The organism is Bacillus sp. 1NLA3E (assembly GCF_000242895.2).
In the GTDB taxonomy this organism is placed as follows: domain Bacteria; phylum Bacillota; class Bacilli; order Bacillales; family Cytobacillaceae; genus Bacillus_BU.
Window position 1 is genome coordinate 4,636,131 of record NC_021171.1, and the last position, 18,371, is coordinate 4,654,501.

Annotated in this window: 20 protein-coding genes; 1 reads left to right on the forward strand and 19 read right to left on the reverse strand. The window is 41.6% G+C overall.

Annotated elements, in window-relative coordinates; genetic code table 11:
• Window positions 1-656: 656 nt before the first annotated feature.
• The 12 genes from B1NLA3E_RS22235 to B1NLA3E_RS22290 form a co-directional block, all read right to left on the reverse strand.
• Window positions 657-1,064, reverse strand: a complete 408-nt coding sequence (locus B1NLA3E_RS22235; protein ID WP_015596066.1) for a F0F1 ATP synthase subunit epsilon — start codon at window positions 1,062-1,064, stop codon at window positions 657-659.
• 22 nt (window positions 1,065-1,086) lie between these two features.
• Window positions 1,087-2,508: a F0F1 ATP synthase subunit beta gene (gene atpD, locus B1NLA3E_RS22240; protein ID WP_015596067.1), complete on the reverse strand. Its 1,422-nt coding sequence runs from the start codon at window positions 2,506-2,508 to the stop codon at window positions 1,087-1,089.
• A 118-nt stretch (window positions 2,509-2,626) separates the two neighbouring features.
• Window positions 2,627-3,484: an ATP synthase F1 subunit gamma gene (gene atpG, locus B1NLA3E_RS22245; protein ID WP_015596068.1), complete on the reverse strand. Its 858-nt coding sequence runs from the start codon at window positions 3,482-3,484 to the stop codon at window positions 2,627-2,629.
• A 98-nt stretch (window positions 3,485-3,582) separates the two neighbouring features.
• Window positions 3,583-5,091 carry a F0F1 ATP synthase subunit alpha gene (gene atpA, locus B1NLA3E_RS22250; protein ID WP_015596069.1) on the reverse strand — a complete coding sequence of 503 codons (1,509 nt, stop codon included), beginning with the start codon at window positions 5,089-5,091 and terminating at the stop codon, window positions 3,583-3,585.
• Between the two features lie 24 nt (window positions 5,092-5,115).
• Window positions 5,116-5,652: a F0F1 ATP synthase subunit delta gene (locus B1NLA3E_RS22255; protein WP_015596070.1), complete on the reverse strand. Its 537-nt coding sequence runs from the start codon at window positions 5,650-5,652 to the stop codon at window positions 5,116-5,118.
• Complete coding sequence (atpF, locus tag B1NLA3E_RS22260) at window positions 5,649-6,182, reverse strand: F0F1 ATP synthase subunit B (RefSeq protein ID WP_015596071.1); 534 nt, start codon at window positions 6,180-6,182, stop codon at window positions 5,649-5,651. Before atpF ends, B1NLA3E_RS22255 begins: the two co-directional genes overlap by 4 nt.
• Before the next feature lie 216 nt (window positions 6,183-6,398).
• Window positions 6,399-6,611, reverse strand: a complete 213-nt coding sequence (gene atpE / locus B1NLA3E_RS22265) for a F0F1 ATP synthase subunit C (protein WP_015596072.1) — start codon at window positions 6,609-6,611, stop codon at window positions 6,399-6,401.
• A 72-nt stretch (window positions 6,612-6,683) separates the two neighbouring features.
• Window positions 6,684-7,394, reverse strand: coding sequence for a F0F1 ATP synthase subunit A (gene atpB, locus B1NLA3E_RS22270; RefSeq protein ID WP_015596073.1), 711 nt, complete (start codon window positions 7,392-7,394; stop codon window positions 6,684-6,686).
• 22 nt (window positions 7,395-7,416) lie between these two features.
• The gene (locus tag B1NLA3E_RS22275) at window positions 7,417-7,791 is read right to left on the reverse strand and encodes an ATP synthase subunit I (RefSeq protein WP_015596074.1); all 375 of its coding nucleotides are present in this window, start codon (window positions 7,789-7,791) and stop codon (window positions 7,417-7,419) included.
• A gap of 6 nt (window positions 7,792-7,797) precedes the next feature.
• Entirely contained in the window at window positions 7,798-8,019 is a 222-nt protein-coding gene (locus B1NLA3E_RS22280; protein ID WP_015596075.1) for an AtpZ/AtpI family protein, read from the reverse strand.
• 241 nt (window positions 8,020-8,260) lie between these two features.
• A complete protein-coding gene (locus tag B1NLA3E_RS22285; protein ID WP_015596076.1) occupies window positions 8,261-10,603 on the reverse strand; it encodes a S8 family serine peptidase in 2,343 nt (780 codons plus the stop codon).
• Between the two features lie 55 nt (window positions 10,604-10,658).
• Window positions 10,659-11,627, reverse strand: a complete 969-nt coding sequence (locus B1NLA3E_RS22290) for a nuclease-related domain-containing protein (protein ID WP_015596077.1) — start codon at window positions 11,625-11,627, stop codon at window positions 10,659-10,661.
• A gap of 76 nt (window positions 11,628-11,703) precedes the next feature.
• Here B1NLA3E_RS22290 and B1NLA3E_RS25040 point away from each other — a divergent pair, with 76 nt between their 5' ends.
• Window positions 11,704-11,967 carry a hypothetical protein gene (locus B1NLA3E_RS25040; RefSeq protein ID WP_144061529.1) on the forward strand — a complete coding sequence of 88 codons (264 nt, stop codon included), beginning with the start codon at window positions 11,704-11,706 and terminating at the stop codon, window positions 11,965-11,967.
• Between the two features lie 98 nt (window positions 11,968-12,065).
• Here the strand turns inward: B1NLA3E_RS25040 and upp are convergent, their stop codons facing one another.
• From upp to B1NLA3E_RS22325, 7 genes are all read right to left on the reverse strand, one after another.
• Entirely contained in the window at window positions 12,066-12,695 is a 630-nt protein-coding gene (upp, locus tag B1NLA3E_RS22295; RefSeq protein WP_015596078.1) for a uracil phosphoribosyltransferase, read from the reverse strand.
• 190 nt (window positions 12,696-12,885) lie between these two features.
• On the reverse strand, window positions 12,886-14,127 hold the full coding sequence (gene glyA, locus B1NLA3E_RS22300; RefSeq protein WP_015596079.1) for a serine hydroxymethyltransferase: 1,242 nt from the start codon (window positions 14,125-14,127) through the stop codon (window positions 12,886-12,888).
• A gap of 295 nt (window positions 14,128-14,422) precedes the next feature.
• Window positions 14,423-14,992 carry a TIGR01440 family protein gene (locus tag B1NLA3E_RS22305; RefSeq protein WP_015596080.1) on the reverse strand — a complete coding sequence of 190 codons (570 nt, stop codon included), beginning with the start codon at window positions 14,990-14,992 and terminating at the stop codon, window positions 14,423-14,425.
• Window positions 14,993-15,078: 86 nt separating this feature from the next.
• Window positions 15,079-15,525, reverse strand: a complete 447-nt coding sequence (gene rpiB, locus B1NLA3E_RS22310) for a ribose 5-phosphate isomerase B (protein ID WP_015596081.1) — start codon at window positions 15,523-15,525, stop codon at window positions 15,079-15,081.
• Window positions 15,526-15,819: 294 nt separating this feature from the next.
• Complete coding sequence (locus B1NLA3E_RS22315; protein ID WP_041580796.1) at window positions 15,820-16,269, reverse strand: low molecular weight protein arginine phosphatase; 450 nt, start codon at window positions 16,267-16,269, stop codon at window positions 15,820-15,822.
• Between the two features lie 128 nt (window positions 16,270-16,397).
• Window positions 16,398-16,946 carry a manganese efflux pump MntP gene (locus B1NLA3E_RS22320; RefSeq protein WP_015596083.1) on the reverse strand — a complete coding sequence of 183 codons (549 nt, stop codon included), beginning with the start codon at window positions 16,944-16,946 and terminating at the stop codon, window positions 16,398-16,400.
• Window positions 16,947-17,077: 131 nt separating this feature from the next.
• Complete coding sequence (locus B1NLA3E_RS22325) at window positions 17,078-18,121, reverse strand: L-threonylcarbamoyladenylate synthase (protein ID WP_015596084.1); 1,044 nt, start codon at window positions 18,119-18,121, stop codon at window positions 17,078-17,080.
• Between the last annotated feature and the right edge of the window lie 250 nt (window positions 18,122-18,371).

Here is an 18,371-nt window from a genome sequence, read left to right on the forward strand (position 1 = left end):
ATTATAGTTTGTTATTTCAAAATAGTTCAGTACATCTTTTTGCAACTTCAATCTGCAAAGATATAAGCGGTAAAATAGGTAGCTTGCTTGAATAGACTGGTTTCGGTATAGAAGCTATTATAATAGGTGTTTAGATTTCTCAACATTCAAAATGAAGCGATATGAAGTCAGCAAACAGTATGGTTGGAGAAAATATGTAAGGATTATTTCGAAGATTAAATACCATACAACTAGACGTTATTAAGTTCATATATGGAGTAAGGTTAGCATGAAGGTTAAAATGAAAAGATGTATAAATTGTTATACTTTTTGAGTTATTCTGCAAAAGTATGATCTAAATGTAGGAGTGAGGAGTTGGAAAATGGTTTTTATAGAGATGAATTTAATAAAAGCGTTATTTTGAATAAACACTTGAAACCATAGTGGGCAAACTGTTTACTTAACGGGATCAAGTCCCACTGGTGTGGGCGATCTACCCCGGCTACGGATAGCATGCATCGATATTAAAAAAGGTCAAACAGAAATATCCCCGTGGAAAGCGAGCATCCTGGAGCGGAAATCAACAACACATCTCTTTTAGTAAATAGCAACAAAGTTTACGAAAACAGCCAAATAAAAAAACACCCCTCAAGCAAACGCTTGAGGGGTGTTCGTAATTATATTCTTTTTTGTGCAACAGTGATTCGATTGATGGCACGTTTAAGTGCAAGCTCGGCACGTCTGAAATCCATAGTTTCTTGCTTTTGTTCACGGAGACGCTGCTCAGCACGTTCCTTTGCACGAAGCGCACGTTCGACATCAATGTCTTCAGCTTTTTCAGCTGACTGTGCTAGAATCGTAACTTGGTCAGGACGTACCTCTAAAAATCCGCCGTTTATGGAAACGAATTCAGTATTACCCCCATTTTTTAAACGGAGGGCGGCTATTTCTAACGGTGCAACCATAGGAATGTGACCTGGTAAGATACCAAGCTCACCACCTCGAGCTTTTGTACTAACCATTTCCACAGCTGATTCATACACCGGGCCATCAGGAGTAACAACATTGACTTTAATCGTCTTCATTTTTCACCCTCCCGGTCTAAAATTAGACTTGTGCACCCAAGCGTTTAGCATTCTCAAGTACATCTTCAATGCGACCTACTAAACGGAATGCATCTTCTGGAAGGTGGTCGTATTTACCTTCAAGAATTTCTTTGAAACCTTTAACAGTTTCTTTTACAGGTACATAAGAACCTTTTTGTCCAGTGAACTGTTCAGCCACGTGGAAGTTTTGTGATAAGAAGTTTTGAACACGACGCGCACGAAGTACGACTAGTTTATCGTCATCGGATAATTCGTCCATACCAAGGATCGCGATGATATCTTGTAATTCACGATATTTTTGTAATGTTTGTTGAACTTGACGAGCTACTTCGTAATGCTCTTCTCCAACAATATCAGGTGACAACGCACGAGATGTTGAAGCAAGTGGATCTACCGCTGGATAGATACCCATTTCCGAAAGCTTACGCTCAAGGTTTGTTGTTGAATCTAAGTGAGCGAATGTTGTAGCCGGAGCCGGGTCAGTGTAGTCATCGGCTGGTACGTAAATCGCTTGGATAGATGTAACAGATCCTTTATTAGTAGAAGTGATCCGTTCTTGTAATTTACCCATTTCAGTAGCAAGAGTTGGTTGGTAACCAACGGCAGAAGGCATACGGCCTAATAACGCTGAAACCTCAGAACCTGCTTGTGTGAAACGGAAGATGTTATCCATGAAGAAAAGAACGTCTTGTCCTTGTTCGTCACGGAAATATTCAGCCATTGTCAAACCAGTAAGAGCAACACGCATACGTGCTCCTGGTGGCTCGTTCATTTGTCCGAATACCATCGCTGTTTGTTTGATAACGCCTGAATCAGTCATTTCATAATAAAGGTCATTACCTTCACGAGTACGTTCACCAACACCAGCGAATACTGAGATACCGCTATGTTCTTGAGCGATGTTATTGATTAATTCTTGGATTAATACCGTTTTACCTACACCGGCACCACCGAATAGACCAATTTTACCACCCTTGATATATGGTGCTAGTAAGTCTACTACTTTAATACCTGTTTCAAGAATTTCTACTTCAGTAGAAAGTTGCTCGAATGAAGGTGCTTCGCGGTGAATAGAATCACGGCGGAAATCGCCTGTCATTTCACCATCTAAGTCAATTACATCACCTAATACGTTAAATACACGACCAAGTGTAATATCACCAACTGGAACAGAAATTGGGGCTCCAGTGTCTAGTACTTCTACTCCACGAGTTAAACCGTCAGTTGAAGCCATTGCGATTGTACGAACTGTATCGTCACCTAAATGAAGGGCAACTTCAAGGGTCAAGTTGATGTCAACTTCAGCTTCGTTACGCGCTTTAATGACGATTTTTAAAGCATTATAGATCTCAGGGAGACTGCCGCTTTCGAACTTTACGTCAACGACCGGACCCATAATTTGAAGAACGCGTCCTTTGTTCATCGTTTTCCCTCCTAACATAAACTTTCAACATTTTCAAAGAATAGGGCTGAGTAAGTGCTCAGCCGGAATTTTTTATTAATGAGACGTAGCTGTCTCAGGTTGTTACCGTCGGAATTGATTATTCCAGTGCTGCTGCACCGCCAACGATTTCGGTAATTTCTTGTGTAATCGCTGCCTGACGGGCACGGTTAAACAATAGAGTATACGATTTGATAAGCTCTTTCGCGTTATCAGTCGCATTTCTCATTGCTGTCATCCGCGCGGCAGATTCACTTGCCTTACTGTCTAATAACGAACCATATATTAAGCTTTCAGCATATTGAGGTAAGAGAACGTCCAAAATCTCATCTGCTGATGGCTCAAATTCATAGGAAGCAAGCTTAGAAGAAATTGTAATATCATTTAATGGTAACAGTTTCTTTGTCGTTACTTCTTGTGAAATGGCACTTATATAATGGGTAGAATAGACAAATAATTCATCAAAGGTACCGTCGGAATACATACCAACTGTTTTGTTGGCGATTTCTCTAATATCTTCGAAAGTCGGTAGGTCTGAAATTCCAATAATATCAAGGATAACTGGCATACCGCGCTTTACGAAAAAGTCACGTCCCATTCTTCCGATTGCAATAATTGCATACTCATCAGTCGATTGATGACGTTCTTGAATTTTTTGGTAAACTGCACGAAGGACGTTAGAGTTATATCCTCCACACAAGCCTCTGTCTGAAGTAAATACTATATAACCGGTCTTCTTAACTGGACGAGTTACTAACATTGGATGGTTTGCGTCCTTGCTACCGATCGCTATTGAAGCAGTTACCTCTTGGATTTTCTCCATATAAGGTACGAATGCTTTTGCATTTCCTACTCCACGGCTCCATTTAGCTGAATACACCATTTCCATTGCTTTTGTAATTTGGCTCGTCTTTTTAGTAGAAGTAATCCGAGTTTTTATATCGCGTAAAGATGCCACAGGTTCTCACCACCCTTTTTACAAAGATTGTTAAGGAACGCTCTATGCCCCTTTCTAAAAAGACGCTTAGAGCTTTCCTTCTTTAAGTTAGTCCAAAATTACTCGGATACTGCGAACGTTTTCTTGAATTCGTTAATCGCAGCAGCCATATCGTCGTCAGATGGAAGTTCTTTCGTTGTTACGATATGGTCTAACAACACTTTGCGGTTATGGTCGAACCATGTATGAAGTTCAGCTTCAAAACGACGGATATCGTTCAATGGAATTTCATCCAAGAAGCCACGTGTTAATGCATACAGAATGACTACTTGTTTTTCAACAGTAAGTGGTTTGTTAAGGTCTTGTTTCAATACCTCAACTGTACGCGCACCACGGTTTAATTTTGCTTGTGTAATTTTATCAAGGTCAGAACCGAATTGAGCAAATGCTTCTAGTTCGCGATATGACGCAAGGTCAAGACGTAATGTACCAGAAACTTTTTTCATTGCTTTAATTTGGGCTGATCCTCCAACACGGGATACAGAAAGACCGGCGTTGATCGCTGGACGAACCCCTGAGAAGAACAAATCGGATTGTAAGAAAATTTGTCCATCAGTGATAGAGATAACGTTTGTTGGAATATAAGCTGAAACGTCACCAGCTTGTGTTTCGATAAATGGTAATGCAGTAATTGAACCTGCACCAAGTGCATCACTTAATTTTGCAGCACGCTCTAAAAGACGGCTGTGTAGGTAGAATACATCCCCTGGATATGCTTCACGACCTGGAGGACGGCGTAATAATAATGAAAGTTCACGATATGCAGATGCTTGTTTAGTTAAGTCATCAAACACAACTAATACATGCTTGCCATCAAACATGAACTCTTCAGCCATTGCTACACCAGCATAAGGTGCTAGGTATAACATTGGAGCTGGTTGAGAAGCGGCAGCCGTTACAACAATTGTGTAATCTAACGCGCCAAATTTACGTAGAGTTTCAACTGCATTACGAACAGTTGACTCTTTTTGTCCGATTGCAACGTAGACACAGATCATATTTTGACCTTTTTGGTTCAAAATTGTATCAATTGCAACAGATGTTTTACCAGTTTGACGGTCACCGATGATTAACTCACGTTGTCCGCGTCCGATTGGTACAAGAGCGTCAATCGCTTTAATACCTGTTTGAAGTGGTTCGTGAACGGATTTACGAGCCATTACTCCAGGAGCATTATATTCGATTGGACGAGTTTTTGTTGTGTTAATTGGTCCCATACCATCAACTGGTTGTCCAAGTGGGTTTACTACACGACCGATTAATTCAGTTCCTGTTGGAACCTCCATGATCCGGCCTGTACGACGAACTTCGTCACCTTCACGGATTTCAGTAAATGGTCCAAGAATAATGATACCGACGTTACTTTCTTCTAGGTTTAGTGCCATTCCCATAACGCCGTTTGAAAATTCAACAAGTTCTCCAGCCATGACATTGTCGAGGCCATGAGCACGAGCGATACCGTCACCAACAGAGATAACCGTACCTACATCACTCACTTGAATTTCTGACTGATAGTTCTCAATCTGCTTTTTTATCAGCGCACTAATTTCCTCAGCTTTGATGCTCATGAGTTTCACCCCTATCTACGAATCTTAGCCTAGCAATTGACGTCCTAATCGTTCCAGCTTTCCACGCAGGCTGCCGTCGAAAATCCGGTTTCCAATTCGTAGCTTAACGCCACCAAGTAAATTGGAATCAACGATATTATCAATAAGAAGAGATTTTTTTCCAACCTTGCTTGCAAAAGAGGATGATATAGCAGTGCTCTCGTCTGCCGTTAATGGGCGAATCGAGTAAACCTTTGCTTCAGCGATTCCTCTTTCTTCATTCGCAAGCTCAATAAATTGATCTGCCAAACCAGTGAAGTTGTCTTCACGATGGCGATCGATCATAATCATTAACGTATTTAAGACATAAGGACTTACCGATGAAAATGCTTCAGTTAAAATCTCTTTCTTCTTTTCTTTTGAAAGCTTTGGAGATTTTAATAAAGCGGTTAACCCCGGAGTACTTGTCACGACCTCTTTAACTATACGAAGTTCTTTCTCCATCTGGTCAAGAAGCTGGTGTTCCTTTGAAAGCTGGAAAAGAGCTATCGCATAGCGTTTTGCTACTGCTGAGTTGCTCATCGTTTCTCTCCTGCCTCTTGGATATACTCACTAATAAGTTTTTCTTGATCTTGAGCCGTAAGTTCTTTTTCAATTACTTTCGACGCAATTAATACAGATAAAGATGCCACTTGTTCGCGAATAGCGGTAACAGCATTTTCTTTTTGTTGCTCAATGTCACGCTTAGCTGCTTCTTTAAGACGCTCGGATTCAGCACGAGCAGCAATAATTATTTCTTCACGTTGAATATCGCCTTGTTTTTTCGCATTTTCAATCAATACGTGTGCTTCTTGACGAGCCTCTTTTAAAAGAGCTCTTTGCTCATCTAAAATCTTGTTGGCTTCGCTGCGGCTTTTTTCAGCTGCATCAATTTCAGAAGCAACGTGGCTTGCACGTTGATCCATGATACCCATAAGCGGACCCCATGCGTATTTCTTCAACAATGCTAACAAGATGATAAACATTACTAATTGGAAAATGATGTCTCCACCATTAAAGCCGGTATGAGCTGCACTTTCAGCTGCTCCTAAAACTAAACTGCTTGTTAACACCCTCGATTCACTCCCTTCAAGAGTCGTTCACTTTCAACGATAAGGTTCATGTATATGAATCCCGTAATATTGTTAAAAACAAATCAGAAATACAGTGGCGAACTAGTGTCGCCAACAAAACATAAGCTTGTTTTTTCGCCAAAATGGACATAAGAGAATGGCGAAGGTTCTCATGGAATGATCTTCGCCATTATTGAACGTCTTTTACGAAAAATATTATTGACCTTGAACCATGAACGCGATAACAACCGCGATGATAGGAATCGCCTCAACTAAAGCTACCCCGATGAACATTGTAGTTTGTAGAATTCCACGTGCTTCTGGTTGACGTGCAATTCCTTCTACTGTACGAGATACGATAAGACCATTACCAATACCAGCACCTAGTGCTGCTAAACCGATTGCGATTGCTGCTGCTAAAAGACCCATTATAAAGTTCCTCCTTCAATTGTGTAAAAAAAATAGATTATAAACATGTTCATTTACTGAACAACGTATATATTAATGGTCGCTGCTCACTTTGTGAGACAGATAAACCATCGTTAACATAGTAAAAATAAATGCTTGGATTGCGCCAACAAAAACTGAGAATCCTTGCCATGCCAACATTGGCACGATTGCGGCAATAGTACCACCTACGCCGGTAGCAAGACCTGCGGAAAGTAACCCAAGTAAAATTTCACCTGCGTAAATATTCCCGTAAAGTCGAAGACCAAGAGTTAGTGTATTAGCAAACTCTTCAATAATTTTAATCGGAAACATAAATGCAAATGGCTTAAGGAATTCCTTCCCATATGCTTTTGTCCCTCTCATTTTCACACCATAATAGTGCGAAAGCGCAACCACCATAGTGGCTAGTGTTAAGGTTACGACTGGATCTGCCGTTGGTGATTTCCACCATAACTTACCGTCATAAACAACAGAAAATGGTAGTCCTAACATGTTTGATACAAACACATACATCATTATTGTAATTCCAAGCACATGGAATCTACCACCAGTTTTCCAATCCATGGTGCTATCAATAATGCCTTTAACAAAATCCATGACCCATTCAAGGAAATTTTGCATTCCGGTCGGTTTCATCGCCAATTTACGAGTTGATATTATAGCGATTAAAAAGACAATCGCACACGCGACCGTAATCATCAAAATATTGGCCAAGTTAAAATTGAGCCCGAGGAATTCTTTAATAGGAGCTTCATGATGCAACAGTATTCACCTCTCTTCCCGACTATTTATGTAAATGAAAAGACTGAAGAAAAAAATCTATCATAATGACAATATAAGATGTCATTAATCCCAATACAACAGAAATAAGATGAAATGAATCAGGAAATTTAAGGGATATCATCACAGCTAAAGCCGCAGTGGCCATTCGTGAAAATGAACCGAGTGAACGGACCTTTTTCCCCTGTAGGACGGCATCGCCAAACTTGTCGGATTTTCTCGCCATCATCCATAAATTGTATAAGCTTAAGCTTGTCCCTAGGATAAGTCCTAAAAATACAGACTTATAGGAGGTAACCCCCCACCCTATACAATAGAATGCCAGTAAAAAAAATATGTATTTTTGCTCACGTTTATACATTGCTTTAAAATCTGACATAGCTGGTTAATCTCCTGAGAAGAATTGATTGACGAGGTGCAGCATAGCAAAAACTCCTGCAGCTAATCCTAAAAGAAGTCCAATAATAAGGAAAAGTGGCTCGGTTCCTACCCATCGATCTAGCCATCTTCCTGCGAAAATGCCAATCAAAATAGACCCGACTAGTTGTGAAAGAATTCCAGACATTAATGCCATTGATTGAAGTGGGTTGCGGTTTTTTCGACGCATTAAAGCGCATCCTCTCGTTAGGAGAATGGTCATATCGGTTGTGCAGATGCCCAATGAAAACTATGTATTAGAAGTGTAAAAGGTCAATACAAAGCTTTGTAAACCCTGTCATTTTATTCCCTTTGTTAGCATACAATAGCCCCCCATCAATGTCAATGTTAAAAAGGGAATTCTGTCACTAAATTTTCAATTTTCATAATTTATTTTAAATTGGACCCAGGCGCACTGCCTGGGTCTTGTTTTATTTTTTCCCAAACTGACTTTCTCCACTTTCTGGTAGGATTTCAACCATCGCTTCAATCATGTCCTCCTTCCCGGATTTTCTTGCAAACACCTTAGCGATATACAGTCCTTCTACTGGTAGCTTCGTCTTACTTATTTCTTTTTCCAGAGCGCCGATCGGTACGTTCCTTTGCCAATCTAAATAGCCAACAAATTGGAAGTTGCTTGGATGGAACAACGCGATTCCAAATTCATCGGCACCACCAGGCAAATACACCTCATATCGATACGTATTCTCTTTATCAGCATTTCCAAATTCAAACCCCATCACCCGGGGGTAATCTGGTTCTTCCAACACATAAATATACGGTATTTTAATTTGATTTGAGCCTTCATTTAACTGAAGATAACCATCATATATTTTTTTTGTAAATTGATCAGCATTCACCGTCATGCGGATGGGAATTTGCTTTTCTTCATGTGGTTTCAATTTGATTGAGAGCGGAAAATCCCATTGGAGTCCTTGCTCCTGTTTTGGTATGGTAAAATAATAATTTTTATCCGTGTCGCTTACATTTTTTATTTTTACAAAAGCCTGATGCTGATGCAGATTGTCAGCAAGCTTAAATTTCCCAAACTGCAGTGATCCCGGTAAAACCAGTGTTTCCAACTTAATGGCCTGGAGCGGCTGGATTCTACCGGAACCCTGTTCGAACGTTTTGTATTCCTGCCCGTTTTGATTTGTGATGGGCTTGGCGGTATTCATTAGGGCAGCCTTAATTTCATCCGGACCCCAATTAGGATGGGCTTGTTTAATGAGGGCACAAGCCCCGGCCACGTGCGGTGCCGCCATACTTGTCCCTTGAAGTGAGAGATATCCACCAGGAATCGTACTATTGATGGCCACACCGGGAGCAACCACATCGGGCTTTATTTCCCATGTTCCGGTTACCGGTCCGCGCGAGCTAAAGTCGGCAAGAATATCCTTTTCTTCTATTAATATAGTCCGAGCACTGCTTGGGTCTATTTTTCGAATCATTTCCCCATCCTGCTTTGAAATCGCCGCCACGGGAATCGGAACTGTTTCCTTGAGGTTACCGCTAAAGCTCCCTTTTGTATTATTGGAAATAATGACCGCTGCCGCCCCTGCCTTAGCTGCGTTTTTTACTTTTTGGGTAAAAGTAAGCTGGCCTCGTTTTAGCATAACTATTTTTTCCTTAACATCGTTTAGTTCTTCCATTCGACCTAGACCTCCGAAGGCTAGGTTTGTGTGTATGGATTGGTTCCATTCCGGTGACCCTTGTAACGGCTCCATTCTTATTGGCGCTTGGTTCCCAGTTATTTGTAAGTAGGGGATTTCCTGAGGCGGTGTCGAAGCTCCCACTGAGATTGCCTTAGCTGCTGTCCCTGGTGAGCCAACAGTCCAACGATTGGGTCCCGAATTTCCGGATGATGTTACGGCTGTTATTCCCTTTTCGACAGCATGATTTAAGGCTAGACTTATCGGCAGGTCTGGTCCGTTGACATTATTCCCCAGTGATAGGTTCACAATATCGACGCGGTCTTTGATTGCTTGCTCGATGGCGGCAATTACTTGTTCTGTTGTGCCACTCCCTCCAGGTCCCAAAGCACGGTAAGCAATAATATTAGCTTCCGGGGCGACGCCTTTTATTTTTCCATTTGCGGCAATGATTCCAGCAACATGAGTTCCGTGCAGGGTTGATGCTCCGGCTATCCCCTTTGTTTCCATTGGATCAGAGTCGCCGTCAACAAAGTCTTGTCCGCCCTTGAAGTTGGCCTGTAAATCAGGGTGAGTATAGTCGATCCCGGTATCAATGACGCCTACCGTTACTCCTTTACCGGTAATGCGCTGATTGTTTTGGTCGTAAAGTCCTCGAGCTTCGTCCCCTCCAATGATTTTCAGGTTTTCGTTGTTGGGTTCGGGCTGGAATATAGGGCTAATTCTCTCTACCTGATAGTTATTGACCGGCGAAATGTTAAGGATATTTGTATGTTTGGCAAGTTGCTGCAGTGTTTCAATTGTGCCTTTAACGGAAAATCCGATTAGGGCATGCTCAAAGGTATACCTTAGTTTTAGTGTCGGGAATTGGGCTAGAATTTCTTGTGGTGATTGCGGTTTGTCGAGCATGACTATGGCTATTTTTTCAGTCTGGGGTAGTTCGGTTGGAATTGGCGGATGGATTAGGGGGCGGGAATGGTTGTGTTCTGCCGACTTTGGCGACCGCAATTGGGCCTGTTTAGACGAGAGTACCGGATGAACCACGATGCGCGATTGGGTTTTGATTCCGGTGAGTGCGAACAGGATGAATTGTAGGAGGATAACATAAGTTAGTTTACGCATAAGGGGAACTCCTTTTTTCGTTAGGGTCCTCAGTTTGACTGGGAAATATACATATTTAAAGATTAGGGGGACGGTGATATAGACGGTTTTTGTTGGAGCCGGAGATGGGAAGCTTCATTCGCACGAGGAGTTTTTTGGCGAGATTTGGGCATTCTAGCTTTAAAAATTCTCTGCACTCTTTATTCGAAATTGTTGTGTTCTTAATAAGAAAATAATCGTAAACGGCTTGTATATGGCCATTTTTTGAATAGGATTGGCATTTAGAACAATACCAGCTTTGAATTTGGCGTCTTAGTGAGAACTGCTTGCAGATTGGACATTGTATTCCTATTATTATTTCTGATTCACCTATATTTTGTTTTTTCAGGATGCTTGGCGGAGCTGGAGTGTGCTCTCTCAGGAGGAGATTTTTCAGCTTATGTAACTGTTTTTTGCTTAATGGGTTTTGGGTGTGGGTGGCTTCGAATTGTTTAATTTTTTCGTTAAGGATATCGACATGGATTATTTTTTTAAAAATAGCTCTATTGTTATCTGATGTAATAATTACGGTTCTCCGGTCTGCGATTCCGACGAGGTCTTCTACGGGGATAAGTGGAATTTTACGCTTTTTAAGCCAGCCCATTAATTGCTCTTTTTGCCTTGCAACTTGAACGAGCGGATTTTTAAAGCCTTGTTTCTTGCCGTCTAGTTCTCTAATCATTTGGGTTGAATCCTTTTCAAAAGTTAATGTTCCAGCGATGTTTTTAGATTCGATAATAAGAATAAAATAAGGGCAAATAATGAGGGTGTCCATTTGGAAGGCTTGATTTTGATGTATAAGGCGAAGATCTGCGAAAATTAGCATGTTATCATTGTCAATTAACTCCAGATGGTAGTCGACTTGAAGTTCCCCTCGATAACCCGTCAAATAGCTTTTCCGATCTTCTTCGAGCCATGGCCGTTTAGGGTGAAAAAAGGCGAGCCTGTTTAAGATTGCGTCGATTTCAAGGACAATATCTGGAATTTTTCGTGGTTTAACGATCAAAATGATTCCTCCCTATGAAAGATTACCTATTTATTTCGATTTTACAGGTAGAATCCCTGCTAAGATGACCATCTAATTGTATATTTTTGATGGCGGAATTTTTTTCGGCCGCTTTGAAGATTTTATCGACCGCTATCTGAAATTTGTCGGCCACTTTACGATTTTTATCGGCCGCTTCCCAAGATTTATCGACCAATCACCAAAAATTACCAAGTACAGCGGTCCATTTTCACCTATTTTCGTTCAAAAAAACAAAACAAGGCCGACCACTCGATTGGTCAACCTTGTTTTTTTCAGTCTTAACCCCGAAACACTTCCGGACGCTCGGCAGTTTGTTTGAAATAAAAACTAATCGCTTCCATTTTTGTTCCAAAAACGAAATTAATTCACTAAAAAAATGACGACCCGCACCTCAATTCGGCACAGGTCGCCCCTATATTACTTCGTTCCAAATAAGCGGTCGCCTGCGTCGCCTAGTCCAGGTACGATATAACCGTGATCATTGAGTTTTTCATCAAGCGCAGCGATATAAATATCAACATCTGGGTGCGCCAGCTTTAAAGCTTCCACGCCCTCAGGTGAAGCGATTAAGCACATAAATTTGATATGCTGAGCGCCGCGTTTCTTGATAGAATGAATCGCATCAATAGCTGAACCGCCAGTTGCAAGCATCGGATCAACGACGATAAAGTCGCGCTCTTCCACATCGCTCGGTAATTTAATGTAATATTCAACCGGCATTAACGTTTCCGGATCGCGGTAAAGGCCAATATGCCCTACCTTTGCGGCTGGAATTACTTTTAGAATTCCGTCAACCATTCCAAGCCCGGCACGCAAAATTGGAACAACACCGATTTTTTTCCCAGATAAAACCTTAGACTTAGTCACACTAACTGGAGTTTCGATTTCAATATCCTCGAGATGCATATCACGAGTGATTTCAAACGCCATTAACGTTGCTACTTCATCAACAAGTTCGCGGAATTCCTTTGTCCCTGTAGACTTATCACGAATGTATGTAAGCTTGTGCTGGATGAGTGGATGATCGAATACATATACTTTTGCCATAACTATCGCTCCTTCGCTTATCAAAAATTGTCGTACTATGTAAAATCATGAAACTACACTTCGTTTAATTTTACAGAAAAAAACTTCGGTAAGCAACAACGTTCAACCTTTCTTTTTTTAAAAATAAAGATCGTTCATCGCACCACAAAAAAACGGCTCCCCAAAGGAAGCCGATTTTAGCAACAAAATTTTAGTATTCAGGGTATAACGGGAATTTGCTTGTTAAAGCAGTTACGCGTGCTTTTGCTTCTGCTAATTTTGCTTCATCTTCATGGTTTTTAAGTGTGAAGCCAATAATTGACGCGATTTCGTCCATTTCCGCTAAACCAAAACCACGTGATGTAGCAGCGGCAGTACCGATACGGATCCCGCTTGTTACGAATGGGCTTTGTGGATCGTATGGAATGGTATTTTTATTAACAGTGATTCCAACTTCGTCAAGCACCTTTTCAGCAACTTTTCCAGTTAGGTCAAGCGAACGTAAATCCACTAATAAAAGGTGGTTGTCTGTTCCGCCGGAAACAAGAGCTACGCCTTCTTTTTGTAAGCCTTCAGCTAAGCGAGCCGCATTAGCAATAATATTTTTTGCATAATCCTTGAAGTTGTCTTGAAGAGCTTCGCCAAATGCAACAGCTTTTGCTGCGATAACGTGCATTAACGGGCCACCTTGAACTCCAGGGAAGATTGATTTATCAATTGCTTTCGCAAACTCTTCGCGACAAAGGATCATCCCGCCACGAGGACCGCGTAATGTTTTGTGAGTAGTTGTTGTAACAAATTCAGCGTATGGCACTGGGCTTGGATGTAAGCCCGCTGCAACTAAACCGGCAATGTGAGCCATATCAACCATTAAATAAGCTCCGACTTCATCAGCGATTTCGCGGAATTTAGCAAAATCGATGACACGAGGATAAGCACTGGCACCAGCAACGATTAATTTCGGCTTGTGCTCAAGCGCTTTGGCCCGAACATCGTCATAATCGATGTAATGAGTTTCTTTATCGACACCATATTCAATAAAGTTAAATTGAAGTCCACTGAAGTTTACTGGGCTCCCATGAGTTAAATGTCCGCCCATGGAAAGATTCATTCCAAGCACAGTATCGCCATGCTTAAGAATGGAATAGTAAACAGCCATGTTAGCTTGGGCACCGGAGTGCGGTTGCACGTTGACATGTTCTGCACCGAAGATTTGTTTCGCACGATCACGAGCAATATCCTCAGCAACGTCGACGAATTCACAACCACCGTAGTAACGTTTACCAGGGTAGCCTTCTGCATATTTGTTTGTTAATACGGAGCCTTGTGCCTCCATAACCGCTTCACTTACAAAGTTTTCAGAAGCAATCAATTCGATATTATTACGTTGACGTCCTAACTCTTTTTGAATCGCATTGTATACTTGTTCGTCTTGAGAAGCCAAATGTTTCATATATATCCTCCTTTTTATGTAAAAAATGCTTAATTTCCGAACTATTATTTGAAAATTCTATTACATTTTACACGGTTTTTGTCTAAAAAGAAAGAAAGAAAGCGGTATTTGACAAAAGTAAACGGATTCATTTTGAATTTGATTGCCCGTTTTCACCCGGAAGCAATTTTATTCACCGATTTACTATTTTATTTGCCGATTCCAACTTTTATTTTCCGATACCACTTTTGGGCACAAATCCAAAAAAAGGGTAAGTACATTCCCGCTGCACTTACCCTCTAGTCTGATATGAACATTAATGACAAGTCGTATTGTCGACGGTTCGTTCATAGACGGCACGCCCGCCGCCGATTAACTTCGGACGAGTTTTGGCTAAAGTTACATGGGCGCCACCAACCGTTTTTTGCTCGACTCTGATTGGAACAGCAACATGCTTTAAGTGCATACCAATCAGCGTTTCGCCGATATCGATGCCAGCGTCGGCCTTGATGGTCTCAACCACAATTGGGTCGTTCATGTGTTCGAAGGCATAAGTTGCCATCGCACCGCCAGCATTTCTAACTGGAATCACCGAGACTTCTTCAAGTTGTCGCTCCCGTGCCGTTTCACGTTCCAGAACAATGGCCCGGTTTAGATGTTCACAGCATTGGAAGGCAAGCCTGAAGCCGATTTTCTCCTGATAGTCAGATAATAATCGAAAAATCATTTCTGCCACTTCAAATGATCCAGCAGTTCCAATTTTTGCGCCAATGACTTCGCTTGTACTACAGCCGATAACAACCAAATTCCCAGGCTTTAGCTCCACTTGTTCTAAAAAGCTTTCTAAAATACCGGTAAGTTGGATTTCCCAAGAATGAACTGACATTTGAAGCTGTCTCCTTTCCGTCGCCAATCTACGATGCCAAAATACTATTAAGATACTTCTATTATAAACCTGTGGCGCTCATTATGTTATTTCTCTGCTTTTTCGATGTCAGTTATTTTATTGATTCGATTTAAGTGACGGCCGCCTTCAAATTCTGTCTTTAACCAGGTTTTGGCGATTTCACGGGCAAGGCCCGGACCGATAACACGCTCTCCCATCGCTAAAATGTTGCTATCATTGTGTTGACGGGTAGCAATGGCGCTAAATACATCATGAACGAGGGCGCAACGGATGCCCTTTACCTTGTTGGCAGCGATGCTCATGCCAATTCCCGTACCACAAATTAAGATTCCACGGTCATACTCACCATTTGCCACTTTTTGCGCTACCGGCAAGGCATAATCAGGGTAGTCAACAGACGTTCCGCAGTCACAGCCAAAATCGTCATATTGAATTTCCATTTCGTCCATTAATTTTTTAATTTCTTCGCGCAGAACTACTCCGCCATGATCTGATGCAATTGCTACTTTCATTCTATTTACCTCCATTTTTTCATTAGGCTCTGTTAAACTAGAATGTTGATTTCCGTTCCAGGCGCTTCGCTTTCCGCGGGGCGGGCGGTGAGCCTCCTCGGCGCTTAAGCGCCTGTGGGGTCTCACCTGTCCCGCTGCTCCCGCAGGAGTCTTCGCGCCTTCCACTCCAATCAACATTGTGCAAAAAATCAATAATGATCTTTAACATAGCCTTTCATAAAAAGTATGATTCTAGGTTATCCCGCTACTATATTCCACTATTTTGCCACTATTAAGGCTATAATTCAATCCAAATCAATTAGCTTCCAAAGTTAAGCGCTCGATGATTTTGTCGATTGTCGTTTGGATATCTAAAAATGTATCACGATAAAGTTCAAGCGGACCACCGTATGGATCGACAATATCTTTATTAAAAGTAGTGCCTGCATATTCTTTTAAGGTAAAGGTTTTTTCAAGCGCATTGGGGAACTGCCTGACCACGGACGTTTTGTGACTCGTTGTCATCGTAAAAATATAAGTTGCCCAATTGATCTCAGCATCCGTTAACATCGATGAGCGATGGTCTTCTGAAATGTCATTTTCTTTGAGAACTGCGCGAGCATGGGATGAAGCGGGACTTCCGTTGTTAGCAAATACACCTGCTGATTTTACCTCGACACCGGTGACTGCTTTACTTTTTAAAATAGCCTCAGCCATTGGACTTCGGCATGTATTTCCTGTACAAACAAAAAGTATGCGAACCATAAATAAAGTCCTCCTTTATCCTATTATAAGACAAAATGAATGGATTCATATAGCACTTACGTCAATCGCAGCCTATATAAAAAACCTTAGTCGTCGAACTAAGGTTTAGCCTGGTCGCATTATTATTTTTAAATCGGCAATAGTAGCTTTAGACCAAAGCCTAATAAAATACCACCACCAAGTGCTTCACTGTAAGTTCCAAGCCAGCCTTGAACCTTGCGACCGATTAACAATCCCGCCCAAGTCAGGCAAGTTGCCGCGATCCCAAAGCAAACGAGGACGGCGACTGTTTTGGCTTTGTAAATTCCGAGTGTCAAACCGACTGAAAAGCTGTCCAGACTAACACTTAATGCAAATACGATTAAACCAAAACCAACGGGCGTAATCAGACTGTTGGTATCGGGGCTATTGAAACTGGACCATATCATTTGGATGCCGAGGGTAAGCAATAGCATTCCACCCGCATAACCGGCAAAGGTTCCGAACTTATCTGAAAGGAATCTTCCAGTAATCATGCCAAGCAAAGGCATCCATACATGAAACAATCCGATTGTGATGCCAATTTTGAATATTTGCCTTAGTCTTAGCTTAATCATTCCCATTCCTAGGCCGACGGAGAATGCATCCATCCCCAAGGCAAAAGCCATGATACTTAAAGTGAAAATTTCCCCAACCATTGCCGTCAATTCCTTCGCCCCCTCGGACTTACTAATTGAAGCATATGCAAGTCCAAGTTTGTTTAGAATCTCAATTTGGCATGATGGAGGTTTGGGAATAAGGCTTGATGATCAGAAACTTGAGGGTGAGTCTATTCGGTAATCACTCGATTCCCGGCAGCTTTCGTTAGCCGATTCATAATCGCCCCACCGACGCCATTTTCTGGGAATATTTCGCTAAAAATAATGCCAACTTCTGCTTCATTAAATGCTCGTAACGTTTCATATAATGAAGCGGCGACAGATTCTAGCTTTTCTCTCTGTCCACATGCTAAAACGATATCTGCTTGATAATCGTCTTGGGCTTCCTTCGTTGTTAAGACTCCCACTTTAAGCCCTTCTCCCTGTGCTTCACTGACGAGTTTTTGGAGAAAGGTTTGGCTCCCTGAAACGAGAAATAACGGGGCATTCGGGGCATAATGGGTATACTTCATTCCCGGCGCTTTCGGTGCTGTTTCTGAATTTTTAAGGGCTGGGTCGACTGCTACCTCGCCTATCACCGCTTCAAGCTGTTCCTTTGTAATACCACCTGGTCTTAAAATAACGGGGATTTCATTGGTACAATCAATAACCGTTGACTCTAAACCAACACCAGTGGGACCGCCATCAACAATTCCAGCTATTTTCCCATTTAAGTCATCATGCACATGTCGAGCTAAAGTCGGACTTGGCTTCCCGGATTGATTGGCGCTAGGTGCGGCAATTGGCAGCCCTGAAGCTTTAATTAGCGCTAACGCTAGCGGATGGTCAGGCATTCGAACGGCAACCGTTGGCAATCCAGCTGTAGCCAGCTCAGAAAGTTGACCTTCCTTTTTATTTAATACAATCGTTAATGGCCCCGGCCAGAATTTCTCCATAAGGACGGCCGCAACTTGCGGAACGTCGCTAACAAACTCCTCTAATTGGGAGATTTCAGCGATATGGATAATTAATGGGTTATCAGAAGGTCGACCTTTTGCCGCAAAAATTTTCGCGACGGCTTCACTATTTTCAGCATTTCCGCCTAGGCCATAAACGGTTTCCGTAGGAAAAGCGATGACTTCATTATCTTTTAAAAATTTAGCAGCTTGTGTAATCTGTGGGTAACTTTTAAGGTTGTCCACAAACTTATCCACTGACCAAACATAAGTTTTCATTTTTATCCACCTTCAATAATAGGTCTATATATCCATATTTTGACCTTCATTTATTTTGAAAGTATAAAAGAAGATGGGGGTAAATACAAGCTTTATCCACAAATTGTGGATAAAAGGGGTAAAACAGTGGATAACTTTGTGGATATTTTGCTGTTTTCCAGCTTTATTTCCATAAAAAGCGAGTTATCCACAGTGAAAATATGTTAGTGGTGGGTAAGTAAGCAAATCATGGAACAAATTGTGCAAAACT